At 69.1% G+C, this 22,752-nt stretch carries 23 protein-coding genes; 16 read left to right on the top strand and 7 right to left on the bottom strand.

Annotation, left to right across the window (positions count from 1 at the left end; all coding sequences use genetic code 11):
* Nucleotides 1–112: 112 nt before the first annotated feature.
* Nucleotides 113–1,981 (top strand): potassium transporter Kup, encoded by a 1,869-nt coding sequence (locus KF796_00745; protein ID MBX3585140.1) that lies wholly within the window; start codon nucleotides 113–115, stop codon nucleotides 1,979–1,981.
* 12 nt (nucleotides 1,982–1,993) lie between these two features.
* Here KF796_00745 and KF796_00740 read toward each other — a convergent pair whose 3' ends face one another.
* Nucleotides 1,994–2,923 (bottom strand): polysaccharide deacetylase family protein, encoded by a 930-nt coding sequence (locus KF796_00740; GenBank protein MBX3585139.1) that lies wholly within the window; start codon nucleotides 2,921–2,923, stop codon nucleotides 1,994–1,996.
* A complete protein-coding gene (locus KF796_00735; GenBank protein MBX3585138.1) occupies nucleotides 2,920–3,360 on the bottom strand; it encodes a nuclear transport factor 2 family protein in 441 nt (146 codons plus the stop codon). The genes KF796_00740 and KF796_00735 overlap by 4 nt, the downstream gene beginning before the upstream one ends.
* A 67-nt stretch (nucleotides 3,361–3,427) precedes the next feature.
* Here KF796_00735 and KF796_00730 point away from each other — a divergent pair, with 67 nt between their 5' ends.
* The 3 genes from KF796_00730 (at nucleotide 3,428) to KF796_00720 (ending at nucleotide 6,284) form a co-directional block, all read left to right on the top strand.
* Complete coding sequence (locus KF796_00730) at nucleotides 3,428–4,615, top strand: benzoate/H(+) symporter BenE family transporter (GenBank protein ID MBX3585137.1); 1,188 nt, start codon at nucleotides 3,428–3,430, stop codon at nucleotides 4,613–4,615.
* Entirely contained in the window at nucleotides 4,612–5,571 is a 960-nt protein-coding gene (gshB, locus tag KF796_00725; GenBank protein MBX3585136.1) for a glutathione synthase, read from the top strand. The genes KF796_00730 and gshB overlap by 4 nt, the downstream gene beginning before the upstream one ends.
* A gap of 146 nt (nucleotides 5,572–5,717) precedes the next feature.
* Entirely contained in the window at nucleotides 5,718–6,284 is a 567-nt protein-coding gene (locus KF796_00720) for a hypothetical protein (GenBank protein MBX3585135.1), read from the top strand.
* A gap of 18 nt (nucleotides 6,285–6,302) precedes the next feature.
* On the opposite strand, the gene KF796_00715 is transcribed toward KF796_00720, so the two are convergent.
* Nucleotides 6,303–6,806 carry a rhomboid family intramembrane serine protease gene (locus KF796_00715; GenBank protein ID MBX3585134.1) on the bottom strand — a complete coding sequence of 168 codons (504 nt, stop codon included), beginning with the start codon at nucleotides 6,804–6,806 and terminating at the stop codon, nucleotides 6,303–6,305.
* 58 nt (nucleotides 6,807–6,864) lie between these two features.
* Between KF796_00715 and KF796_00710 the strand changes: the two genes are divergently transcribed.
* Nucleotides 6,865–8,733, top strand: a complete 1,869-nt coding sequence (locus KF796_00710; GenBank protein ID MBX3585133.1) for a S8 family peptidase — start codon at nucleotides 6,865–6,867, stop codon at nucleotides 8,731–8,733.
* On the opposite strand, the gene KF796_00705 is transcribed toward KF796_00710, so the two are convergent.
* From KF796_00705 to KF796_00690, 4 genes are read right to left on the bottom strand one after another with little or no spacing between them, the layout of a single operon-like run.
* Nucleotides 8,696–9,463, bottom strand: a complete 768-nt coding sequence (locus tag KF796_00705) for a class II glutamine amidotransferase (protein MBX3585132.1) — start codon at nucleotides 9,461–9,463, stop codon at nucleotides 8,696–8,698. The two genes, KF796_00710 and KF796_00705, sit on opposite strands and share 38 nt — an antisense overlap.
* A 3-nt stretch (nucleotides 9,464–9,466) precedes the next feature.
* On the bottom strand, nucleotides 9,467–10,936 hold the full coding sequence (locus tag KF796_00700; GenBank protein ID MBX3585131.1) for an MFS transporter: 1,470 nt from the start codon (nucleotides 10,934–10,936) through the stop codon (nucleotides 9,467–9,469).
* Nucleotides 10,933–11,154: a cysteine-rich CWC family protein gene (locus KF796_00695; protein ID MBX3585130.1), complete on the bottom strand. Its 222-nt coding sequence runs from the start codon at nucleotides 11,152–11,154 to the stop codon at nucleotides 10,933–10,935. The genes KF796_00700 and KF796_00695 overlap by 4 nt, the downstream gene beginning before the upstream one ends.
* A 26-nt stretch (nucleotides 11,155–11,180) precedes the next feature.
* Nucleotides 11,181–12,080, bottom strand: coding sequence for a LysR family transcriptional regulator (locus KF796_00690; protein MBX3585129.1), 900 nt, complete (start codon nucleotides 12,078–12,080; stop codon nucleotides 11,181–11,183).
* A gap of 69 nt (nucleotides 12,081–12,149) precedes the next feature.
* Here KF796_00690 and gstA point away from each other — a divergent pair, with 69 nt between their 5' ends.
* From gstA to KF796_00635, 11 genes are all read left to right on the top strand, one after another.
* Nucleotides 12,150–12,764, top strand: a complete 615-nt coding sequence (gstA, locus tag KF796_00685) for a glutathione transferase GstA (GenBank protein ID MBX3585128.1) — start codon at nucleotides 12,150–12,152, stop codon at nucleotides 12,762–12,764.
* A 3-nt stretch (nucleotides 12,765–12,767) separates the two neighbouring features.
* Nucleotides 12,768–13,439: a glutathione S-transferase family protein gene (locus KF796_00680; protein ID MBX3585127.1), complete on the top strand. Its 672-nt coding sequence runs from the start codon at nucleotides 12,768–12,770 to the stop codon at nucleotides 13,437–13,439.
* A 57-nt stretch (nucleotides 13,440–13,496) separates the two neighbouring features.
* Nucleotides 13,497–14,126: a hypothetical protein gene (locus KF796_00675; protein ID MBX3585126.1), complete on the top strand. Its 630-nt coding sequence runs from the start codon at nucleotides 13,497–13,499 to the stop codon at nucleotides 14,124–14,126.
* Nucleotides 14,127–14,404: 278 nt separating this feature from the next.
* Entirely contained in the window at nucleotides 14,405–15,712 is a 1,308-nt protein-coding gene (locus KF796_00670; GenBank protein ID MBX3585125.1) for a sugar ABC transporter substrate-binding protein, read from the top strand.
* Nucleotides 15,713–15,761: 49 nt separating this feature from the next.
* Entirely contained in the window at nucleotides 15,762–16,619 is an 858-nt protein-coding gene (locus tag KF796_00665; GenBank protein ID MBX3585124.1) for a sugar ABC transporter permease, read from the top strand.
* Between the two features lies 1 nt (nucleotide 16,620).
* Nucleotides 16,621–17,448, top strand: a complete 828-nt coding sequence (locus KF796_00660; protein MBX3585123.1) for a carbohydrate ABC transporter permease — start codon at nucleotides 16,621–16,623, stop codon at nucleotides 17,446–17,448.
* A gap of 23 nt (nucleotides 17,449–17,471) precedes the next feature.
* Entirely contained in the window at nucleotides 17,472–18,521 is a 1,050-nt protein-coding gene (gene ugpC, locus KF796_00655; protein ID MBX3585122.1) for a sn-glycerol-3-phosphate ABC transporter ATP-binding protein UgpC, read from the top strand.
* Nucleotides 18,522–18,594: 73 nt separating this feature from the next.
* On the top strand, nucleotides 18,595–19,968 hold the full coding sequence (locus KF796_00650) for a mannitol dehydrogenase family protein (GenBank protein MBX3585121.1): 1,374 nt from the start codon (nucleotides 18,595–18,597) through the stop codon (nucleotides 19,966–19,968).
* Entirely contained in the window at nucleotides 19,965–20,750 is a 786-nt protein-coding gene (locus KF796_00645) for an L-iditol 2-dehydrogenase (protein ID MBX3585120.1), read from the top strand. The genes KF796_00650 and KF796_00645 overlap by 4 nt, the downstream gene beginning before the upstream one ends.
* Before the next feature lie 31 nt (nucleotides 20,751–20,781).
* Nucleotides 20,782–21,711, top strand: a complete 930-nt coding sequence (locus tag KF796_00640; protein ID MBX3585119.1) for an AraC family transcriptional regulator — start codon at nucleotides 20,782–20,784, stop codon at nucleotides 21,709–21,711.
* Between the two features lie 15 nt (nucleotides 21,712–21,726).
* Nucleotides 21,727–22,662 (top strand): fructokinase, encoded by a 936-nt coding sequence (locus KF796_00635; protein MBX3585118.1) that lies wholly within the window; start codon nucleotides 21,727–21,729, stop codon nucleotides 22,660–22,662.
* Nucleotides 22,663–22,752 lie beyond the last annotated feature (90 nt).

Here is a 22,752-nt window from a genome sequence, read left to right as displayed (position 1 = left end):
CCTGTTTTAGACCTTTTACCCGGGTTTACAGGGGCATCCGGGGGCGCAAAATAGCAGTCCCCCAGCTCAGGAACCCCGCCAGCCCACGGACTGGCCAAAAAGGGGTGGTTTTGTGTCAGCATCCAAATCGTCACTCGCGGCGCTCACATTGGGCGCCATCGGTGTTGTCTACGGCGACATCGGCACCAGTGTCCTGTACGCCGTCAAGGAAGTCTTTGGCTCCGGCCATGTTCCCTTCACCCACGGCAACGTCTACGGCATCCTCTCCATCTTCTTCTGGACGCTGACGGTCATCGTCTCGCTCAAGTACGTGGTGCTGGTGCTGCGGGCCGACAACAACGGCGAGGGCGGGCTGATCGCCATGCTGGCGCTGGCCTCGCAGGCGGTGCTGGACAAGCCCCGGCTGCGCCAGTGGCTGCTGGCGGTGGGCATCTTCGGCACCTCGCTGTTCTACGGTGACGGCGTCATCACCCCGGCCATCTCGGTGCTGTCGGCGGTGGAGGGCCTGGAGGTGGTCTCGCCCGCGTTCACGCGCTACGTGATCCCGCTCACGCTGGTGGTGCTGTTCTGCCTGTTCGCGCTGCAAAAGCGCGGCACCGGCGGCATTGGCAAATTCTTCGGCCCGATCACCTTGCTCTGGTTCTTCACGCTGGCGGTGCTCGGTGTCTCGAACATCAGGCTGCACCCCGAAATCCTGGGCGCGCTGAGCCCGCACCATGCGGTGGGCTTCATCTTCCGCCACCCGGGCATCACCTTCATCATCCTGGGCGCCGTGGTGCTGTGCGTCACCGGTGCCGAGGCGCTGTACGCTGACCTGGGCCATTTCGGCAAGAAGCCGATCCGGCTGGCCTGGTTCAGCGTGGTCATGCCCGCGCTCACGCTCAACTACTTCGGCCAGGGGGCGTTGCTGCTGGAGAACCCCGACGCCATCAAGAACCCGTTCTTCCTGATGGCGCCCGAATGGGCGCTGCTGCCGCTGGTGGGCCTGGCCACCATGGCCACGGTGATCGCGTCGCAGGCCCTGATCACGGGCGCCTTCAGCGTGACCAAGCAGGTCATCCAGCTCGGTTACCTGCCCCGCCTGAACATCCAGCACACCAGCGTGCGCGAAACCGGGCAGATCTACATCCCCTTCGTGAACTGGGGCCTGTTCGTGGCCATCGTGCTGGCGGTGGTGCTGTTCCGCTCGTCAAGCAACCTGGCCTCGGCCTACGGCATCGCGGTCACGCTGGACATGCTGATCACCACGGTGCTGACCTTCTTTGTGATCCGCTTCGGCTGGAAGTACCCGCTGGCGCTGTGCGTGGCGGCCACGGGCTGGTTCTTCATCGTGGACCTGACCTTCTTTGCCTCGAACATGCTCAAGCTGTTCGCGGGCGGCTGGTTCCCGTTGATGATCGGCGGCGGCGTCTTCACGCTGATGATGACCTGGAAGCAGGGCCGCCACCTGCTCAACGACAAGCTGCGCGCCGATGCGATCGACCTGCGCAGCTTCCTCGAGGCCGTGTTCGTGAGCCCGCCCGCGCGCGTGGAGGGCTCGGCCGTGTTCCTCACCGCCGAACCCGGCACCGTGCCCAATGCGCTGCTGCACAACCTCAAGCACAACAAGGTGCTGCATGAGCACAACCTGTTCGTCACGGTGCGCAGCCACGAGGTGCCGTGGATCGGGCTGGACAAGCGCGTGGAGATCGAGTCGCTGGGCCACCACTGCTGGCAGGTCATCGTCAACTACGGTTTCAAGAACGACCCCGACCTGCCGCGCGCCCTCGAGCAGATCCGCGGGCGCGGCTGCGAGATGGAGCCCATGAGCACCAGCTACTTCCTGTCGCGCGACACCGTCATCCCCACCATTGGCAGCGGCATGGCGCCCTGGCGCGAGAAGCTGTTCGCCCAGATGCACCACAACGCGAGCGCCGCGGCCGACTTCCTCAACCTGCCCAACAATTCCGTGGTGGAACTGGGCAGCAAGATCGAGATCTGAGCCCGGCGCCCCTCAGCCCCACGCGGCGGGCTGTTCGGCTGCCAGGCGGTCCATGTGGTCGCAGATCGCGCCCGGGGTGGTGAACCAGACCTCGCCGCCGCCGCGCGCGCCGGCCAGGTGCGTCAGCGCCCGGCGCAGGTGCCGCAAACGGTAGGGCTGGCCCACGATGTACGGGTGCAGCGCAATGCCCATCACCAGCGGCTGCTCGCGCGACTGCGCCAGCATCTCGTCGAAGTGGTCGATCACCATGTCGGCAAAGTCGCGCGCGTCCATCTGCCGGGCCATGATCATGGGGATGTCGTTGATCTCCTGCGGGTAGGGGATGGACCAGAGCGCCGGCCCGCCGCGCGTGCGCATGGGCACGGGCTGGTCGTCGTGGCACCAGTTGAGCGTGTAGCGGTAGCCGGTCTCGGCCAGCAGGTCGGGGGTGAGCAGGCTTTCCGAGATCCACGGCGACAGCCAGCCGGCGGGTGCGCGGCCGCTGTGGGTGGCGATGCGCTGCGCGCATTCCTGCAGCAGCTGGCGCTCGGCGGCCTCGCTGTAGCCGCCCTGGCGTTCGGCGTTGCTGTGGCCATGGCCCACCAGCTCATGGCCGCGCGCCACGCAGGCCGCCACCAGTTCGGGGCAGTGGTCGTACAGCGCGGTGTTGATCAGGGCCGCGACCGGCAGCTGCAGGCTGTCGAACAGGTCCAGGCAGCGCCAGGCACCGACCCGGTTGCCGTACTCGCGCCAGCTGTAGTTGAGCACGTCGGGCTGCGGTGAGGCGGGGCCCAGGCAGGCCCCCAGGCCGTCGCCAAACGCAAAATGTTCGAGGTTGAAGCCCAGGTACACGGCCAGCCGGGCACCGCCGGGCCAGTGGTAGTCGGGCCGGCGCGTGATGGGCTGGTAGTCGAACCGGCCATGGCCGGGCAGGGCGTGGCGCCAGCGGGCCTCGCTGCTCATGACGTGGCCAGTCCGGCGCGCACCAGCAGCCACTCGGCGCTGTCGTTCCAGACATCCATTTGCGTGATCAGGCCGTGGCTCACCACGTAGCGGTCCACATAGCGGTTGCCTTCAAAGGGCGTGCCATCGGGCCAGGCGCCGTACAGCGTGCCCAGGCTGTAGACCACGGTTTCCTCGGGCGTGCCGCCGCTGACCACCTCGGTGCGCTCGATGCGCTTCCTGACCCAGGCGTAGCGCTGGGCGTTGAAGGCCGAGGTGTCGCCGGGCGCCGTCATGCGGCGCCCGCCCGTGAAGCGGATCTGCAGCCCGGGCGAGACAAAATGCCGCACGCCATCCGGGTCCGGGATCATGAGGATGCGCAGGTATTCGTCGATCAGCGGCCCCGGTTCGAGGGCCGGGGGCGGCGGCAGGGCGGAGGAATCAGGTGGGTTCGTCATGGCAGGCCTGTGTCGTTCGGGTGCGGTGGGGCGCTGGAGCAGGAGTCGTGCCGGGCACAATTGCGCCATGCAATTTTTCAAGGACCTCAGCCTGTCGGCTTTTGTCGCAGGCTTCGTCGCCGTGCTCGTGGGCTTCACCAGCTCCGTGGCCATTGTCTTCCAGGCCGCCCAGGCCTTCAACGCCAGCCCCGAGCTCATCACCTCCTGGATGTGGGCCCTGGGTCTGGGCATGGGCTTGTGCACCGCCGTCCCCTCGCTGATCCTGCGCCAGCCGGTCATGGTCGCCTGGTCCACGCCGGGCGCCGCGGTGCTGGCCACGGCCGGCCTGGCGGGCGGGTTTTCCATGGCCGAGGCGGTGGGGGCGTTCCTGGTCTGCGGCGCGCTGATCACGCTGTTCGGCGTGACCGGCTGGTTCGAGAAGGTCATGAGCCGCATTCCCATGGCCATTGCCTCGGCGCTGCTGGCCGGGGTGCTGGCCCGCTTCGGGCTGCAGGCCTTTGCGGCCGCCCAGACCGCCTTGCCGCTGGTGTTGCTGATGCTGGGCAGCTACCTGCTGGCGCGGCGCGTGGCGCCGCGTTACGCGGTGGTGGTCACGCTGCTCGTTGCTATCTGTTTTGTAGCAATGAATGGCCAGCTGGTCTGGACCCGCATCACTTTTGACTTCGCGGTGCCGGTGTTCACGGCCCCGGCCTTCAGTCTGGGCGCCATCACCAGCCTGGCACTGCCCCTGTTTGTGGTGACCATGGCCTCGCAGAACCTGCCGGGCGTGGCGGCGATCCGCGCGGCGGGCTATGACATGCCGATCTCCCGGCTCATCACCGTGACGGGGCTGGCCATGCTGGTGCTGGCACCCTTCGGCGCCTTTGCGCTGTGCCTGTCGGCCATCACCGCGGCCATCTGCATGGGCCGCGAAGCCCACGAGGACCCCGCGCGGCGCTACACCGCGGCCGTGTGCTGTGGCGCGCTGTATGTGCTGATCGGCATTTTCGGCGCCGCGGTCACGGGCCTGCTCACGGCCTTCCCCAAGGAACTGGTGGTGGCGATCGCCGGGCTGGCCCTGCTGGGCACCATCGGCAGCGGCCTGGCCGCCGCGCTGCGCGACGAATCGCACCGCGAGGCCGCGCTCATCACCTTCCTGGTCACGCTCAGCGGCGTGGCAATAGCCGGGATCGGCTCGGCGTTTTGGGGAGTGGTCGCGGGCGCGATCACGCTGTTTGTGCAACAGTACGGGCGACGCAACCCCTCCACGCCATGAACATCCTCTTTGTCGCCGACCCCCTCGAAGCCTTCAAGACCTACAAGGACACCACGTTCTCGATGATGCGCGAGGCCTTTCGCCGCGGCCATGGCATCGCGGCCTGCGAGCCGCGCGACCTGGTCTGGCGCTCCGGCGACGTGGTGCGCGCCGACGTGCGCCGCATCTCGCTGACCGGCACGCTGGACGACTGGTTCCGTGAAACGCCGCAGCCCGGGGCCGCGCTGCGGGACTTTGACGCCATCGTGATGCGCAAGGACCCGCCGTTTGACAGCGAGTACTTCTACGCCACCCACCTGCTGGAGCAGGCCGAGCGCGACGGGGCCCGCGTCTTCAACAAGCCCCGCACCCTGCGCGACCACCCCGAGAAGCTCGCCATCATGGAGTTCCCGCAGCATGTGAGCCCCACGATCGTGACGCGCAGCGCCGACGAAGTGCGGCGCTTCCACGCCGAGCACCAGGACATCATCCTCAAGCCGCTGGATGGCATGGGCGGCATGGGGATTTTCCGCGTCAAGGCGGACGCGCTGAACCTGGGCTCCATCATCGAGACGCTGAACAAGGACGGCGCCGAAACCATCATGGTCCAGCGCTTCGTGCCCGAGATCACGCAGGGCGACAAGCGCATCCTCATCATCGGCGGCGACCCCGTGCCCTTCAGCCTGGCGCGGATCCCGCAAGGCACCGAGGTGCGCGGCAACCTGGCCGCCGGCGGCCTGGGCGTGGCGCAGCCGCTGTCGGCCACCGACCTGGAGATGGCGCGCGCCATCGGCCCCGTGCTCAACCGCCGCGGCCTGCTGCTGGTGGGCATGGACGTGATCGGCGACCGGCTGACCGAAATCAACGTGACCAGCCCGACCTGCTTCCAGGAAATCCAGCAGCAGGCCGGCTTTGACGTGCCGGCCATGTTCACCAACGCGCTCGAAGCTGCGGTGCAGCAATCCGCGGCGGCCTGACGCCGGCGCGCGGTGCCTGCGCGTATCCGGTCTTTACCTAGCTTGTGTCGCGCGCGGAAACTGCCGCAGAATGATCGCGGGCACTCAATCAGGCGCTGGATGTGGATGCAAGGGTGCCCTCGAACAATTCAAACGAGGGGACCCTCATGGCCGATGCCTTGCCTGATATCACGAAAACAGTGTTTGCCAAGACCGAAACGGGGCAGCTGGAGATCAAGACCCGCGCGCTCGGGCTGACCCCCAAGCTGCGCAGCGTGCTGATCATGGTGGACGGCCACCGCACCGGTGCCGATCTGGCGGCCCTCACCGGCCCGGACCTGCCGGCCGTCATGGCCCAATTGATCGCGCAGGGCTGTGTCGAGGCCGTGTCGGTCGCGGCGGCCAGTGCCGGTCCGGCGGCCGCCGCGACCGAACCGGCGCCGCTTGCCGCGAGCGGCAGTGGCGCCGACGCCCACCCGGAAATGGCGAGCCTGCCGCCCGCCGAGGCCCGCAGCGCCAAGGAAATTGAAATGGCGCGTAACTTCATGATCAACACCATCAACACCATGTTCGGGCAGAACATGCGCCTGTCGCTCATCGAGTCGATCTTCGCGTGCAAGGGCGCGGCCGACCTGCGCAGTGTCTATCCGGCCTGGGTCGAAGCCATGGCCGACAGCCGCGCCGGGGCCAAGCGCCTGCCCGAGCTGCGCCAGAAGCTGTTCGAGGTGCTCTGAGACGCCACCGCCTCCGCGTCAGCCGCGCGGCGGCGCGAGCCAGCGCGCGGTCACCAGCCCGCACAGCAGTCCGCACACGGCCCCCGTGAGGTGCGAGGCATAAACCACATTGAAGCCCCAGTCCGGATCAAAGCCCAGTGGCAGGGCCCAGCCGCGCTCCAGCCCGAGCTTCAGGGCCAGGCCCAGTGCCAGCACCACCGCGCCCGCGGGTGGGCGGCGGCCACCGCGCAGGCCGTGGTGCAGCGCCATGGCGGCGGCCAGCCCGTGCAGCGGGCCGGACAGCCCCTGGTAACTCTGCACCGCGGGCCAGAAAGCCAGGGCCGCGATCGACATGGGCCAGGCCGCCAGCGCGGCGGCCGCGGTGGGCCAGCCCAGGGCCCAGGTGCGGGCCAGCCAGACCAGGCCGATCAGGGCCAGGGCATTGGCCAGCGCGTGCGCCGCGCCCAGGTGGACCAGCGCGGCGGTCCAGAGCGTCCAGGGGTGTTGCGGCCATTCGTGTGCATGCCAGATCCATAAGCTCATGCCGCATTCTGGCCCCGGCTTCACGGGCCAGGTACAAGCGTGTGCTACAAAAGCAGGCATGAATCCCTTATCCCGCTTCCTGGTGTCCACCGGCCTGACGGTCTGCAGCCTGCTGTGCCTGGCCGGCCAGGCCTGGGGGCAGACCGCGCCGCTGGCGCGTGGCCTGATCGTCCAGCTCAAGGCCGTGCCGGCGGCCGCGGGCCGCGAGGCGCCGCAGTCGGCGCGTGAACGCATCAGCGCGGTGGCCCAGTCGTCGGGCGTGGCCATGCGCGCGTCACGCCAGATCAGCGGGGCCTACCACGTGATCCAGTTCAACCAGCCGCTGCAGGGCGCGGCGCTGGACACCCTGGCGCAGCGCATGCGCTACAACCCGGACGTCGAGTCGGTCGAGCCCGATGTGCTGATCAAGCGGCAGGCCGTGCCCAACGACCCGCTGTTCGCCTCGCGCCAATGGCACCTGCAGGCGCCAGCCGTCAACAAGTCGCCCCTGAACATGCCGGCGGCCTGGGACCGCAGCACCGGCACCAACGTGACCGTGGCCGTGCTCGACACCGGCATCCGGCCCTCGCACCCCGATCTCGCGGGCAAGCTGGTGCCGGGCTATGACTTTGTCAGCGAGGTGGAGTTCGCCAACGACGGCGACGGCCGCGACGCCGACCCGAGCGACCCCGGCGACTGGGTCACCACCGCGGAATCCAGCAGCGGCCTGTTCGCCGGCTGCACGGCCGAGAACAGCTCCTGGCATGGCACCTTCATTGCGGGGCAGATCGGCGCGCTCACCAACAACGCCACCGGGGTGGCGGGCGTGAGCTGGGGCGCGCGTGTGCTGCCGGTGCGCGTGTCGGGCAAATGCGGCGCGTTTCTCAGCGACATCCTCGACGGCATGCGCTGGGCCGCCGGCCTGCCGGTGGCGGGCGTGCCGGCCAACGCCAATCCGGCGCGCATCATCAACCTGAGTTTCGGGGGCGACAGCCCCTGCACGGCCAGCTACCAGAACGTGATCGACGAGATCACGGCGGCCGGCTCGCTGCTGGTGGTGGCGGCGGGCAACGAGGGCAGCGTGCTGCGCCGCCCGGCCGACTGCCGCAACGTGCTGGCCGTGGGCGCCGTGCGGGCCGACGGGCTCAAGGTGAATTACTCCAATGTGGGCGCCAACATGGCACTGATGGCACCGGGCGGCGATGGCACGCTGGGTCTGCATTCGCTGGACAACACCGGCGTGCGTGGCCCGGTCATCGACACCTATGGCGACAAGATCGGCACCAGTTTCTCGGCCCCGCTGGCCGCGGGCGTCGCGGCGCTGATGCTGTCGGTCAACCCCGCGCTGAGCCCGGCCCAGATCGTGAGCCGGATGAAGCAGGGCGCGCGGCCCCATGTGTCCAGCCCGTTCTTTGCCCAGTGCAGCAGCACCGGGACCTCCGCCACCTGTAACTGCACGACCTCCGCCTGCGGCGCCGGTTTGCTCGACGGGCCGGGCGCGCTGGATGCCGCCGTCAGCCCCATGGTCAACATCGCCGTGACCGGCACCCAGCAACCCGGCGCCACGCTGGTGCTGAGCGGGGCGGCGAGCGCGGCGGCGCCGGGCGCGACGATCCAGTCCTATCTCTGGACGCAGGTGAGCGGGGCTGCCGTGACGCTGCAGGGCAGCAATGCCGTCACGGCCACCCTGGTCCTGCCCGCGGTGGCCGGAAGCTTCAGCTTTCAACTGCGCGTCACCGACAACCTCGGGCGCGCCAGCCAGGACACGGTGCTGGTCAACAGCAGCGGCGCCGTGACCCCGCCCCCCGCGTCATCGGCCTCCGGGGGCGGCGGCGCGGTCGGCTGGCCCGGGCTGCTGGGCCTGGGCCTGTTGCTGCTGGCGGCGGGCCTGGCGCGGCGGGCGCCGGGCGTCAGGGCCCGATGGACGCGCCGTCCACGAACACCCTGAGTTCGCCGGGACGGAAGGTGGTCCAGTTCTCGTTGGTGGTCAGCGGGGTGGTCACCACCACGGCCACCCTGTCCTGCGGCGTGGTGGCCAGCGCGAAGTCGATGCTCAGGTCCTCGTCGGCCAGCTGGGCATGGGTGAAGGGGTGCCGGCGCTCCACATAGTGCAGGTGGGTGGAGGCATGGGCCCACAGCGCCTCGCCGTTGGACAGCATGAAATTGAAGGTGCCGTGGCGGGCCACCTGCGGTGCCAGTTCGCGCAGCGTGAGCGTGAGTTCGGCCACGCTGGGCACGCTGGCATGGGACTTGGCCAGTTCCTGCATCAACCAGCAGAACGCGCGCTCGCTGTCGGTGTTGCCCACGGGGCGGAACCCCCCGTGCAGCCGTGGCTGGAAGCCGGGCACGTCGCCGTTGTGCGCGAACACCCAGTAGCGGCCCCACAGCTCGCGCACGAACGGGTGGCAGTTCTGCAGGTTCACCGCGCCCTGCGTGGCCTTGCGGATGTGGGCAATGACGTTGCGGCTGCGGATCGGGTAGCGGCGGATCAGCTCCGCCACCGGCGAATCACAGGCCGGCAGGTGGTCCACAAAATGGCGCAGCCCCTTGTCCTCGAAGAAGGCGATGCCCCAGCCGTCGGCATGGTGGTCAGTGCGGCCGCCGCGCTGCGCGAACCCGGCAAAGCTGAACATCACGTCGGTGGGCGTGTTGCAGTTCATTCCAAGGAGCTGGCACATGGGCTATGCGTCCGCGGGTCCGGTGGCGCGCGGCGCGTCGCGCAGCTGCGAGGCCGCCACCATGGCCAGCGCGCACAGCGCGGCCAGGAACATGAACGACTCGTTGAACGCGGCGAGCCGCGCCAGGCTGGTGTCCGGATTGGCCAGCGAGTCGCCATGCGCGGCAATGCGCCACTCCAGCACGATGGCGCACAGGTTGACGCCCGCGGCGCCGCCCAGCATGCGCAGGAAATTGATGGCACTGGCGCCATGCGGAATCAGCGCATTGTCCAGCGGCCGCATGGAGCCCAGGTTGAGCGACGGCAGTATGAAGCCCAGCCCGATGCGTCCCAGCACGGCCCAGGCCACCAGCACCCACAGCGCCGTGCCCAGGCCCACGGTGGGCATCAGCGCGAACGAGGCGGTGAGCAGCGCCAGCCCGGTGCTCACCAGCACCCAGGTGGGCAGGCGGTTGGTCAGCCGGCCCACGATGGCAATGGTGGCGGCCAGCACCAGCCCCGCCGGCAACAGGATGGTGCCCACATGCGAGGCCGACAGCTTGAGCCCCAGCTGCATGTACACCGGCAGCAGGTAGGTGGAGCCAAACAGCGCCGTGCCATAGATGAAGGCCACGATGCTGCCCATGGCGAAGGTGCGGTAGCGAAACAGCGCCAGGTTCATCAGGGGTTCGCGGCCCGAGGCGGCCGCGCGCTTTTGCCACCAGACAAAGGCCACCAGCGCGACGAGCGCGGCCACCAGCAGCGCCGCGGCCACCGCCCGTGAGTTGCCGTGCAGCTGCACCAGGCCGTTGAGCAGGCACAGCGTGCCCACCCCGCCCAGCAGCAGGCCGCGCCAGTCCAGTGACGGCCCGCCCTCGGCGGCCAGCCCGCCGGGCGCGCTCACCGGCACGAACTTGCGCGCCAGCCAGATCGACAGCAGGCAGAACGGCACCACCATGAAGAAGATCGAGCGCCAGCCAAACCAGTCCACCAGCACCCCGCCAATGCTGGGGCCAATGGCCGGCGCCAGCACCACGCCCATGCCGAACAGCCCGCTTGCGCGGCCCTGCTCGCGCGGCTCGAAGGCGCGCAGCATGATGATGGCGGGGATCGGCTGCACCACGCCGGCCGCCAGGCCTTCGGCCACGCGCGCCGCCAGCACCAGCGGGTACACGCTGGCCAGCCCGCCCACGATGCCGCCGCCCATCAGCAGCAGCATGGTGCCCACGTAGGTGCGGCGGTAGCCGTAGCGCGCCAGCAGCCAGGGCGTGGTCAGCATCGACACGGTCATGGCCACCATGAAGCCCGAGCTGACCCACTGGGCCCGCGACTGGTCCAGCACGAAGTGGTGGCTCATGTCGGGAATCGCCACATTGACGATGGTGGACGACATGATCGAGGCCATGGTGCCGACCATCACCGACATCAGCAGCAGCCAGCGGTAGCGCTCGCCGTAGCGGGCGCGCAGCGCGCCGATCGTCGCCTCGGGGTTCATGGGGTGTCGGGTGCGGCGGTGGCGCAGCGCCGGCAGATGCAGGCTTGCCGCCGGGCGGCTTCGGGCACGCGGGCCAGCAGGGCCGGCGCAAAGTCCACCTGGGTGCACCAGCAGGGGCCCTGCGCCACGCCGGTGCTGCGTTCCAGCTCCATGGCGCACTGGTTGGGCTCGCCGCACAGCGGGCAGCGGGACGGGTCGGGAGCGGCCTCGGGGGACATTCAGCGAGTCTACCCGCCCACCTGCTTCAGGGCAGGCGGATGGTGGCCGCCAGGTGCTGGTAGACCGTGGCAATGCGGCGCAGGTGCCGCGACTCGGGGTGCGCCAGCAGCCACAGCTGCGATTCGCAGTCGGCCAGCGGCTCGCTCAGGGCCACCAGCGACGGCACCTGCGCCAGCATGAACAGCGGCAGCACGCCCACGCCCAGGCCGCATTGCAGCGCGTCGGCCACGCCCACGATGCCGTCCACCAGGTGGCGCGGCGTGACGCGCGGCAGCGCCTTGCGGCGCCAGCGCACCGAGGGGTGCTCGGGCATGGCTTCGTCGGGCGCCACCCAGTCCTGCTGCTCCAGCGGCAGGCGCCGCTGCCTGGGCGGCAGGGCCCGCGCGGCGCAGGCCACGAAGCGCAGCGTGCCCAGGGGCCGCCCGATCAGGTGGTCCGGCGGCTTTTGCGTGGGGCTGACCGCGCGCAGCGCCAGGTCGGCGTCGCGCCGGGTCAGGCTCAGCACCTCGTTGGTGCTGCGCAGTTCCAGCTGCAGCAGCGGGTGCTCGCGCGCCAGCGCGGGCAGCACCGGCAGCACCACGCCACGCAGCACCGAGTCGGTGGTGGTCAGCCGCACCCGGCCCGACACCGGGTCCGCCGGGCCGCGGGCGGCGGCGCGCGCGGCTTCCAGTTCGGCCTCGATGCGCTCGGCGTGGCTCGCCATGGCCAGCATGGCGTCTGACGGCAGGTAGCCCCGGCGCGACCGCTCGAACAGGCGCTGGCCCAGGTGCTTCTCGATCCGCTGCACCGCGCGGAACACGGTGGAGGCGTCCGCGCCCAGCCGCGCGCCGGCTTCCGCCAGGGTCTTGCCACGCACCAGCGCCAGCAGGATTTCAAGGTCGGAAGCGGCCAGCTGGTATTGCGGATTTGCAATGACAGTTTTCATGCTTGCCTATTTTCATTGCGACGCTGCAATCCTACATTCCAGTCCTCCGCAACTCAAAGGACTTTTCAGATGAAGCTTTATTACGCACCCGGCGCCTGCTCGCTCGCCGTCCATATCGCGGCCCGCGAGGCCGGCCTGTCCCCCGACCTGGTCAAGGTGGACCTGGCCACGCACCAGCTGGACGGCGGCGCCGACTACCTGGCCATCAACCCGCGCGGCTATGTGCCGCTGCTCGAGCTGCAGGACGGCTCGCGCCACACCGAGGTGGCGGCCCTGCTGCAGTACCTGGGCGACCTGGACCCGCGCGGCGCGCTGCTGCCGGCGGCCGGCAGCATGGCGCGCTTCGAGGTGGTGCAGTGGCTGACCTTTGTGTCCAGCGAGCTGCACAAGGTGTTCAGCCCCTGGCTGTGGCACAAGGAGACCGCCGAGTCCACGCGCCAGGCCTGCAAGGACAAGATCGCGCTGCGCCTGGGCGAACTCGACGCGCGGCTGGCCCGCACGGCCCATGTGGCCGGCGAGGCCTTCACCGTGGCCGACGCCTATGCCTTTGCCATCGTCAACTGGGCGCCCATGCTGGGCATGAGCCTGAAAGCCTGGCCGGCCCTGACGGCCTGGATACAGCGCGTCGCGGCCCGTCCGGCGGTGCATGCCGCGCTGGTGGCCGAAGGCCTGGCGAAGGGCTGAGCCATGGGCCTGCCGCCATTGACCCTGGTCAGCCACGCGCTGTGCCCCTATGTGCAGCGCGCGGCCATCGTGCTCGCCGAAAAAGGGGTGGCCCATGAACGGCGCGACGTGGACCTGAGCCACAAGCCGGGCTGGTTCACCGCCGTCTCGCCCCTGGGCAAGACGCCGGTGCTGCTGGTGGGGGACGAGCCGGTTTTTGAATCGGCCGTGATCTGCGAGTACCTGGACGAGATGTTTGAGCCGCGCCTGCACCCCGAGGCGGCCCTGCCGCGCGCGCAGCACCGCGGCTGGGTCGAGTTTGCCTCGGCCGTGCTCAGCACCATCGCCGCCTTCTACAACGCGCCCGATGCCCAGGCGCTGGCCGCCAGGCGCGCCGCGCTGCGCGCGCAGTTCGAGCGGCTGGAGCCCGCGCTGTCGGCAGAAGGACCGCTGTTCGCAGGGGCGGCCTTCAGCCTGGTCGATGCCGCGTGGGCCCCGGTGTTCCGCTACCTCGACGCGTTCGAGGCCGCGGGCGAGGGCGGCTGGCTGGACGCGCTGCCCCGGCTGCAGGCCTGGCGCGCCACGCTGGCGCAACGCCGCTCGGTGCGCGGGGCCGTGGCGCCGGACTACCCCGCGCAGCTGCAGCGGTTCCTCGCCGCGCGGCCCTCGGCGCTGGGGCGGCGTATCAGGGTCTGAACGGGTTGCCGCCGGGGGCGGCGCTGCCATCATGGGTGCGAAACGAGGAGCACGACGATGGGCATCAACGCACGCGGCATGGGCCGCTTCCTGGCGGGGCTGGTGGCCCTTGTGCTGTCGGGTTCGCTGCTGGCGCAGACCGAATCCAGGGACTGCGTGGTCCTGCTGCTGCACGACGCGGGCAGCAGCCCCCAGGCCATGGCCGGGCTCGGGCGCAAGCTGCAGCCCGCCTGCGCTCCTCGCGCGCCCGAGATGCCCTGGTCCAGGGCGCGCCACAACGACAAGGACGCGGCCGCCGCGTTGCAGGAACTGGGCCGGCTGGTCAGGAACCTGCGCCGCGATGGCGTGCGCCGCATCGTGGTGCTGGGCCAGGGCCATGGCGCCAATGCCGCGCTGGCCTACGCCGGCGCCACCGGCGAGCCCGACGCCGTGGTGGCCATCGCGCCGCTGGCCAAGTCGCCGGGCCTGCCCGAGTTGCCGGCCATTGCCGCGAAGATGCGCCAGCACATTCCCGCGATCTGGGTGATTGGCGAGCAAGACCCGCTGTTTGCCCAAGGCGAGGCCTTTGCCTATGCCAAGGCACCGCCCCACCCGGGCAGCGCCTACGTGGGGGTCAGCGCCGACCACAAGGGCACGCCCGAAGCCGCGGTCAAACCGGTGCTGGACTGGCTCAAAACCCTCGAATAAGTGCCCAATCAGGCTGTAGTCCAGGCTGGGCGGCCACGGGACGCTATTGATTGCATAGCAAAAAGGCGTCGCCCGGGGGCGCGCCAGGAGCCCCCGGGCGGGTATACGCTCTGCTTCAAAATTGGTGAAACCCCTGCCTTGGTGGCGAAATAAAGTACAGGTTCTGCCGCGGCGAGTATCAATGCGGCCGCCACGAACGCCTATCGTTCAGCCTGTCGACGCGGTGCTGTTGAAGCGTTGCACACCGTTCCCAACCACAGGTATTCAGGAGACAACCCATGAAATTCAGAGCGATCCTGGCGCTGGCCGCCGCGCTGGGCCTGGCGGGTGCCAGCCATGCCGCCACCGAGCTGGTCATTGCCACCGTGAACAACGGCCACATGATCGAGATGCAGAAACTCAGCCCCGAGTTCGAGAAGGCCCACCCCGACATCAAGCTCAAGTGGGTCACGCTGGAGGAAGGCGTGCTGCGCCAGCGCGTGACGACCGACATCGCCACCAAGGGCGGCCAGTTCGACATCATGACCATCGGCATGTACGAAACGCCCATCTGGGGCAAGAAGGGCTGGCTGCAGGCCCTGCAGCCCGGCGCCGCGTACGACGTGGACGACCTGCTGCCGGCCATGCGCAATGGCCTGTCGGTGGACGGCAAGCTCTATGCGGCCCCGTTCTACGGCGAAAGCTCCATGCTGATGTACCGCAAGGACCTGGCCGACAAGGCCGGCGTGCAGCTGGGCGACCACCCGACCTGGGCGCAGGTCAAGGACTTCGCGGCCAAGATTCACAACCCCAAGGCCGGCATCTATGGCATCTGCCTGCGCGGCAAGCCGGGCTGGGGCGACAACATGGCCTTCATCACGACGCTGGTCAACACCTACGGCGGCCAGTGGTTTGACATGGCCTGGAAGCCGCAGCTCGAGTCCCAGCCCTGGAAGGACGCCATCCATTTCTACGTGGACCTGCTCGGCAAGTACGGCCCGCCCGGCTCCTCGGCCAACAGCTTCAATGAAATCCTGGCCCTGTTCAACGCCGGCAAGTGCGGCATGTGGGTGGACGCCACCATCGCGGCCAGTTTCATCAGCGACCCCAAGCAGTCCAAGGTGGCCGACAAGGTGGCCTTTGCGCAGGCCCCGGTGGCCGTGACCCCCAAGGGCGCCAACTGGCTCTGGGCCTGGGCCCTGGCCATCCCCTCGGGCTCCAAGAAAGCCGCCGAGGCGCAGAAGTTCATCAGCTGGGCCACCTCCAGGGAATACATTGAACTGGTGGGCAAGACCAATGGCTGGGGCACGGTGCCCACCGGCACCCGCAAGAGCACTTACGCCAACCCCGAGTTCCTCAAGGCCGCGAAGTTTGCCGCCGCCGAGAAGGCCGCCATCGACAGCGCCAACCCCAACGACAGCACGCTGCCCAAGAGCCCGTACGTGGGCGTGCAGTTTGCGGCCATCCCCGAGTTCCAGGCCATCGGCATTGCCGTGGGCCAGCAGATGAGCGCGGCGCTGGCGGGCAAGACCTCGGTGGAGGCCGCCCTCAAGGCGTCGCAGAACGCGGCGGAACGCCAGATGACGAAGGCCGGCTACTACAAGTGAACAAGTGGCGCGACGCCAGTGAAGCGTCGCGCCGCAACGTCCTGACACCATGAACCGCCTGCTGCCCCGCGCGCTGCTCGCGCCGGCCGTGGTCACGCTCTTCCTCTGGATGATCGTGCCGCTGCTGATGACGATCTATTTCTCGCTGATCCGCTACAACCTGCTGCAGCCGGAGATCAGCGGGTTCGCGGGGCTGGAGAACTACCAGTTCTTCCTGACCGACCCGTCGTTCACGGCGGCGGTGCTCAACACCCTGATGCTGCTGGGCAGCGTGATCGTCATCACCGTCGTCGGCGGGGTGGCGCTGGCGCTGCTGATCGACGAGCCGTTTCCGGGCCGCAGCCTGGTGCGCATCCTGCTGATCTCGCCTTTCTTTGTCATGCCCACGGTCAACGCGCTGCTGTGGAAGCACATGATGATGAACCCGATCTACGGCGTGCTGGCCCAGGTCTGGCGCTTCTTTGGCGCGCAGCCGGTGGACTGGCTCACCGACGTGCCGCTGTTCAGCGTGATCATCATGATCGCCTGGCAGTGGCTGCCGTTTGCCACGCTGATCTTCATGACGGCGCTGCAGTCCATGAACCGCGAGCAGCTGGAGGCCGCGCGCATGGACGGCGCCAGCTACCTGCAGCAGCTGCGCTACATGGTGCTGCCGCACCTGGGCCGCTCGATCGCGGTGGTGGTGATGATCGAGATGATCTTCCTCATGAGCGTGTTTGCCGAGATCTTCACCACCACCGGCGGCGGGCCGGGCGATGCAAGCACCAACGTGGCGTTCCTGATCTTCAAGCAGGCGCTGCTCAACTTCGACGCGGGCGTGGCCTCGGCCGGCGCGCTGTTCGCGGTGGTGCTGGCCAACATCGCGGCCGTGTTCCTGATCCGCATGATCGGCAAGAACCTGGACTGACATGACGCGCCGCCCGTACTCACTTGCCCTCTGGGCCCGCACTGTGGCCGCCTGGGGCGTCACGCTGCTGCTGTTCTTCCCGCTGGGCTGGATGGCGCTGACCGCCTTCAAGACCGAGCTGCAGGCCATCCATGTGCCGCCGCTGCTGCTGTTCGAGCCCACGCTGGGCAACTTCCATGAAGTGCAGGAGCGCAGCGACTACCTGCTGTACGCGAAAAACTCCATCGTCACCAGCGTGCTGTCCACGCTGATCGGCCTGCTGATCGCGGCGCCCGCGGCCTACTCCATGGCCTTCTTCAGGAGCCGCCAGACCCGCAACCTGCTGATGTGGATGCTGTCCACCAAGATGATGCCGGCCGTCGGCGCGCTGGTGCCCATCTATGTGCTGGCGCAAAAGACCGCGCTGCTGGACACGCAGGCGGGGCTGATCATCGTCTTCACGCTGAGCAACCTGCCCATCATGGTCTGGATGCTGTATTCGTACTTCAAGGACATCCCCAACGAAATCCTCGAGGCCGCGCGCATGGACGGCGCCACGCTGTGGCAGGAACTGCGGCTGGTGCTGCTGCCCCTGGGCATGGGCGGCATTGCCTCCACCGGCCTGCTGTGCCTGGTGCTGGCCTGGAACGAGGCCTTCTGGGCGCTGAACCTGAGCTCGGCCAAGGCCGGCACGCTGGCCACGCTGATCGCCTCGTACTCCAGCCCCGAGGGGCTGTTCTGGGCCAAGCTCTCGGCCGCCTCGCTCATGGCCATCGCGCCCATCGTGGTCTTCGGCTGGTTCAGCCAGAAGCAGCTGGTGCAGGGCCTGACCTTTGGCGCCGTGAAGTAGCGCGCCGCAACCGGAAAACCAACATGCCATTCCTGCAACTCAAGGGCATCGAGAAAACCTTTGGCGAAGCCCGCATCATCCGTGGCATTGACCTGGCCATCGAGCGCGGCGAGTTCGTGGTGTTTGTCGGCCCGTCGGGCTGCGGCAAGTCCACGCTGCTGCGGCTGATCGCCGGGCTGGAAGACATCAGCGCGGGCGGCCTGGAGCTGGACGGGCGCGACATCACCCAGCTGCCCTCGTCAAAGCGCGACCTGGCCATGGTGTTCCAGAGCTATGCGCTGTACCCGCACATGAGCGTGTACGAGAACATGAGCTTCGCCCTCAAGCTGGCCAAGGCCGACCCGGCGGTGATCCGCGAGAAGGTCGAGCGCGCGGCGGGCATCCTCAACCTGGGGCCCTACCTGCAGCGCACGCCGCGGGAGCTCTCGGGCGGCCAGCGCCAGCGCGTGGCCATTGGCCGCGCCATCGTGCGCGCGCCCAAGGTGTTCCTGTTTGACGAGCCGCTGTCCAACCTGGACGCCGCGCTGCGCGGCCAGACCCGCGTGGAGATCGCCCGGCTGCACCGCGAGCTGGGCGCCACCACCATTTACGTGACCCACGACCAGGTCGAGGCCATGACCCTGGCCGACCGCGTGGTCGTGCTGCGCGATGGCCAGGTGGAGCAGGTGGGCACGCCGCTGGAGCTGTACGACCGGCCGGCCAACCAGTTCGTGGCGCAGTTCATTGGCACGCCGCCCATGAACATCGTCACCGCCGCCAGCGTGCCGCAGCTCGCCACCGTGTTCGGCGCCAGTTTGCCGGCCGACGGCGCCGTGGGCCTGCGCCCTGAAAACGTGGTGCTCACGCAGCCCGGCCAGGGCAGCTTCGATGGCCGGGTGGAGCTGGTGGAGGCGCTGGGCGCCGAAACCCTGGTGTATGTGAGCCTGGGCGAAGGCGTGCAATTCACCGCGCGCCAGAGCGCGCGCACCGCGCTGCGCGCCGGCGACCCTGTGGGCTTCACGCTGGACACCGGGGCCGCCCACCTGTTTGACGCCCAGGGCCGCGTGCTGCGCCATGCAGCCGCCACGCATTGATCCGTCCACCCAGGGCAAGACCGACAAGACACCGACACAGACCATGGCCCCACCTGATTCCGGACCGTTCGTGATGCTTCATCTCGGGCTGGGTTCCTTCCACCGCGCGCACCAGGCGGTGTACCTGCAGCGCCTGATCGACGCAGGCGACGCGCGCTGGACCCTGGCGGGTGGCAACATCCGGCCCGACATGGCCATCACCCTCGCGGCCCTGCAGGCGCAGGGCGGCGCCTATACGCTGGAGACGGTCACGCCCGCCGGCGCGCGCAGCTACCAGCGCATCGAGGCCCTGCGCAGCGTCGTGCCCTGGGATGCGGCGCTGTCGGGGCTGGTGGCGCGGGGCGCCGATGCGGCCACGCGCATCATCTCCTTCACGGTGACCGAGGCCGGCTACTACCTGGACGCCGCCAACCAGCTTGATGCGGCCGCGCCCGACATCGTGGCCGACCTCGACGCGGCGTGTGCCGGCCGCGCGGGCAGCACGCTGTACGGCGCGCTTACCGCCATCCTGCGCGCCCGCATGCGGGCCGGCGCGGGGGCCGTCACGCTGCTGAACTGCGACAACCTGCGCCACAACGGCGAGCGCTCGCGCGCCGGGCTGCTGCAGTTCATTGAGCTGTCCCGCGACGCCTGCCTGCTGGACTGGGTGCAGGCCCACACCAGCAGCCCCAACGCCATGGTGGACCGCATCACCCCGCGCCCCACGCCCGAGGTGGTCGCGCGCGTGAAGGCGGCCACCGGCGTTGACGATCCCACGGCGCTGATGGCCGAGAGCTTCATCCAGTGGGTGATTGAAGACCGTTTCGTCGCGGGCCGGCCGGCCTGGGAGTCCGTGGGGGTGGAGATGGTGCCCTCGGTGGCGCCGTATGAAGAGGCCAAGATCCGGCTGCTCAACGCCACCCACAGCTGCATCGCCTGGGCCGGCACGCTTGCGGGCATGAGCTACATCCACGAGGGCACGCACGACGCGCAGATCCGCGGCTTTGCGCATGACTACGCCACGCTCGACGCAATCCCCGCGCTGCAGCCCAGCCCCATCGACCTCGCGGCCTACCGCGACGTGGTGCTCGAGCGCTTTGGCAACCCCGCCATCCAGGACACCAACCAGCGCGTGGCCATGGATGGCTTCTCCAAGATCCCGGGTTTCATCGCGCCCACGGTGGGCGAGCGCCTGGCGCGGGGGGAGGGCATTGACGCGGTCGCGATGCTGCCCGCGCTGTTCCTGGCCTGCCTGCAACGCTGGCACCGGGGCCGGTTGCCCTACGCGTACCAGGACCAGGCCATGGACCCGGCCGCGGCCCATGCGATCTGCGCGGCCCCCGAGCCCGCCGTGGCGCTGGCCAGCGATGCCGCCTTGTGGGGCCCGCTCGCGGGCCATGACGTGCTGACGGCCGCGCTGCGCCGGGCCAGCGCCAGAGTCACCCGGTTTGAACAGGAGCGGTCATGAGCGGCAGCTTGCAGGACCAACATGCCTTGCTCACCGGGGCTGGTGGCGGGATCGGGCTGGCCGTGGCGCAAGCCTATCTGGCCCAGGGTGCGCTTTGCACCGTGGTGGACCTGGCAGCCACGCCGCCCGAGCCCGTGGCGCGGCTGCAGGCAGAGCACCCGGACCGCATCCACTACCTGAGCGCCGACATCACGCAACTGGCCGCGATCGACACCCTGCTGGGCGCCGCCGTGCGGCGCTTTGGCGCGCCGCGCGTGTTGTTCAACAACGCGGCGGTGTTCGACCTTGCGCCCTTGCTGGAGAGCGACGAGGCGATGTACGACAGGCTTTTTGCGGTCAACGTCAAGGGCGCCTTCTTCGTGATGCAGAAGGTGCTGGCCGCCATGGTGGCGCATGGCGTGCGCGGCGCGGTGATCAACATGGCCTCGCAGGCCGGCCGCCGCGGCGAGGCCCTGGTGTCGCACTACTGTGCGACCAAGGCCGCGGTGATCAGCTACACCCAGTCCGCCGCGCTGGCCATGGCGCCGCACGGCATCCGGGTCAACGCGATTGCCCCGGGCGTGATCGACACGCCGATGTGGCAGCAGGTGGATTCGCTGTTTGCCAGGTACGAGCACCTGCCGCCGGGCGAAAAGAAGCGCCAGGTGGGCCTGGCCGTGCCGCTGGGCTACATGGGCGTGCCGGCCGACATTGCCGGCGCGGCGGTCTTCCTGGCCAGTGAACACGCGTCCTACATCACGGCCCAGACGCTGAATGTGGACGGCGGCAGCGTGATGAGCTAGCCTTTCAGTGGTCGCCACCCCGGTCTGCACGATGTCCCTTCGCCGCAATCTGCCCCGCCAGCGCCAGCCCGAACTGGAGCACGACTATTCGCGCAGCCCCGCGCTGGGCTATGAGCCGCCGGACACCGGCGTCATCCGCTGCCTGGCCCATGGCTTTCCCACGCCGCTGGCGCGCTGGCACTACCACGACGAATACGAACTGCACCTGATCGTGGCGTCGTCGGGCAAGGCCTTCGTGGGGGACTACATCGGCTACTTCCAGCCCGGCCACCTGGTGCTGACCGGCCCGCGCCTGCCGCACAACTGGATTTCGCTGGACTTGCCCGAAGGGGGCATTCCCGAACGCGACCTGGTGATCCAGTTCCCGCGCGCCCCCATCGAGCAGGCCGCCGCCCACATCCCGGAGCTGGCCGAAGTCCTGCCCATGCTGGAGCGGGCCCGCCATGGCATCGAGTTCTTTGGGCTGTCTGATCGCGCCAGCGACTGCTGGCACCGGATCAAGGGCAGCCACGGCCTGGCGCGGCTGGGCGTTTTCTGCGAATTCCTCAGCGAGCTGGCGCGCTGCACCGACTACCGCCTGCTGTCGCACGCCCAGCTGCAAAGCGTGGACGATGACAAGCAGCTCGACCAGATCGACGCCATCGTGAGCCGCATCACCGATGATCTTGCGCAGCCGCTGTCAGCGGCGGGCCTGGCCAGCGAACTGGGCATGAGCGAGAGCCGGTTTTCGCGCTTCTTTCGCCGCGCCACGGGCAACACCTTCACCGACTTCGTGAACCAGGTGCGCATCAACCGGGCCTGCCAGCTGCTCATGGAGTCAGACCGCTACATCACCCACATCTGCTACGAGGTGGGCTTCAACAACATTGCCAATTTCAACCGCCGCTTTCTCGATATCAAGGGCATGACGCCCAGCGAGTTCCGCCGGCAGGTGGACAGCCGCTTCGGCCTGCGGCACTAGGGCGGCGCGCGCGGCATGACGTCGGTGGCCGTCTTTGGCGAAATGCTGGTGGACCTGTTTGACAGCGGGCCCGTGGTGGGCGGTGCGCCCTTCAACGTGGCGCGCCACCTGGCGGCCTTGGGCCATTCGCCACTCATGCTCAGCGCCGTGGGGCAGGATGCCCAGGCCAATCAGGTGCTGGCCGAGCTGGCCCGTTACGGCATGGCGCGCGAGGGCGTGCAGGTCCTGCCAGACCAGGCCACGGGCGTGGTGGACGTGACCACACGGCCCGACCGCAGCCACGCCTTCCACATCCGCGAGGCCTGTGCCTGGGACGTGGTGGCCATGGAACCGGCCCGCGCCGCGCTGCGCGCGCTGGCGGCCGGTGGCTGGCTGTACAGCGGCACGCTGGCCCTGCGCAGCCCCGTCTCGCGGGCCACGGGGCTGGCGCTGATGCGGCAGCACGCGGGCCCCCGCTTTCTGGACCTCAACTGGCGCGAGGGCCATGTACCCCGGGACGTGGCGCTGCAGGCCCTGCAGCGGGCCCAGGTGCTCAAGGTCAACGATGAAGAGCTGGCCATGCTCAGCGGCTGGCTGGGCCACGCCGTGCCGGCCACCACCGACGCGGCGGCGGTGCAGCGCAGCGCGCGCCACGTGCTCGGCCAGTTGCCGCTGCAGACGCTGCTGGTGACCTGCGGGCCCGAAGGCGCGCTGGCCTTTGACGCCAGTGGCGAGTGCGCGGCCCGGGGCGCCCCCGCGCGCGCTGTGCAGCTGGTGGACACCGTGGGCGCCGGTGACGCGTTTTCGGCCGTGGTGCTGGCCGGCCTGCTGCGCGGCTGGCCGCTGGCCGACACCCTGGACCGCGCCACGGCGTTTGCCGGCCATGTCTGCGAAGTGCGCGGCGCAGTGCCGGCCGACCTGGCCGCCTATGCGCGGTGGACGGCCGACTGGCCCAAGCCCGCGATGGTTTGACATTTGCAAGCCAAACAGGGCTGGAGTCCAGTACTGGTGGCCACTGTTCGCTATGAAAAAAGGAGCAAAAAGCGCCAGACTCAATATACA

The sequence above is a fragment of the Ramlibacter sp. genome, assembly GCA_019635435.1.
Classification (GTDB): domain Bacteria; phylum Pseudomonadota; class Gammaproteobacteria; order Burkholderiales; family Burkholderiaceae_C; genus JAHBZM01.
The sequence above is the reverse complement of the archived record's forward strand: the minus strand, read 5'-3'. Positions and strand labels throughout refer to the sequence as shown.

What these genes read in the sequence shown, in the direction of transcription:
- KF796_00645 (MBX3585120.1), top strand. Translation starts at nt 19,965, where the DNA reads ATGAGCGGCAGCTTGCAGGACCAACATGCCTTGCTCACCGGGGCTGGT.
- KF796_00660 (MBX3585123.1), top strand. Translation starts at nt 16,621, where the DNA reads ATGACGCGCCGCCCGTACTCACTTGCCCTCTGGGCCCGCACTGTGGCC.
- KF796_00680 (MBX3585127.1), top strand. Translation starts at nt 12,768, where the DNA reads ATGGGCCTGCCGCCATTGACCCTGGTCAGCCACGCGCTGTGCCCCTAT.
- gstA (MBX3585128.1), top strand. Translation starts at nt 12,150, where the DNA reads ATGAAGCTTTATTACGCACCCGGCGCCTGCTCGCTCGCCGTCCATATC.
- KF796_00730 (MBX3585137.1), top strand. Translation starts at nt 3,428, where the DNA reads ATGCAATTTTTCAAGGACCTCAGCCTGTCGGCTTTTGTCGCAGGCTTC.
- KF796_00650 (MBX3585121.1), top strand. Translation starts at nt 18,595, where the DNA reads ATGCTTCATCTCGGGCTGGGTTCCTTCCACCGCGCGCACCAGGCGGTG.
- KF796_00690 (MBX3585129.1), bottom strand. Translation starts at nt 12,080, where the DNA reads ATGAAAACTGTCATTGCAAATCCGCAATACCAGCTGGCCGCTTCCGAC.
- KF796_00665 (MBX3585124.1), top strand. Translation starts at nt 15,762, where the DNA reads ATGAACCGCCTGCTGCCCCGCGCGCTGCTCGCGCCGGCCGTGGTCACG.
- KF796_00700 (MBX3585131.1), bottom strand. Translation starts at nt 10,936, where the DNA reads ATGAACCCCGAGGCGACGATCGGCGCGCTGCGCGCCCGCTACGGCGAG.
- KF796_00695 (MBX3585130.1), bottom strand. Translation starts at nt 11,154, where the DNA reads ATGTCCCCCGAGGCCGCTCCCGACCCGTCCCGCTGCCCGCTGTGCGGC.
- gshB (MBX3585136.1), top strand. Translation starts at nt 4,612, where the DNA reads ATGAACATCCTCTTTGTCGCCGACCCCCTCGAAGCCTTCAAGACCTAC.
- KF796_00710 (MBX3585133.1), top strand. Translation starts at nt 6,865, where the DNA reads ATGAATCCCTTATCCCGCTTCCTGGTGTCCACCGGCCTGACGGTCTGC.
- KF796_00720 (MBX3585135.1), top strand. Translation starts at nt 5,718, where the DNA reads ATGGCCGATGCCTTGCCTGATATCACGAAAACAGTGTTTGCCAAGACC.
- KF796_00640 (MBX3585119.1), top strand. Translation starts at nt 20,782, where the DNA reads ATGTCCCTTCGCCGCAATCTGCCCCGCCAGCGCCAGCCCGAACTGGAG.
- KF796_00675 (MBX3585126.1), top strand. Translation starts at nt 13,497, where the DNA reads ATGGGCATCAACGCACGCGGCATGGGCCGCTTCCTGGCGGGGCTGGTG.
- ugpC (MBX3585122.1), top strand. Translation starts at nt 17,472, where the DNA reads ATGCCATTCCTGCAACTCAAGGGCATCGAGAAAACCTTTGGCGAAGCC.
- KF796_00705 (MBX3585132.1), bottom strand. Translation starts at nt 9,463, where the DNA reads ATGTGCCAGCTCCTTGGAATGAACTGCAACACGCCCACCGACGTGATG.
- KF796_00670 (MBX3585125.1), top strand. Translation starts at nt 14,405, where the DNA reads ATGAAATTCAGAGCGATCCTGGCGCTGGCCGCCGCGCTGGGCCTGGCG.
- KF796_00715 (MBX3585134.1), bottom strand. Translation starts at nt 6,806, where the DNA reads ATGAGCTTATGGATCTGGCATGCACACGAATGGCCGCAACACCCCTGG.
- KF796_00735 (MBX3585138.1), bottom strand. Translation starts at nt 3,360, where the DNA reads ATGACGAACCCACCTGATTCCTCCGCCCTGCCGCCGCCCCCGGCCCTC.
- KF796_00635 (MBX3585118.1), top strand. Translation starts at nt 21,727, where the DNA reads ATGACGTCGGTGGCCGTCTTTGGCGAAATGCTGGTGGACCTGTTTGAC.
- KF796_00740 (MBX3585139.1), bottom strand. Translation starts at nt 2,923, where the DNA reads ATGAGCAGCGAGGCCCGCTGGCGCCACGCCCTGCCCGGCCATGGCCGG.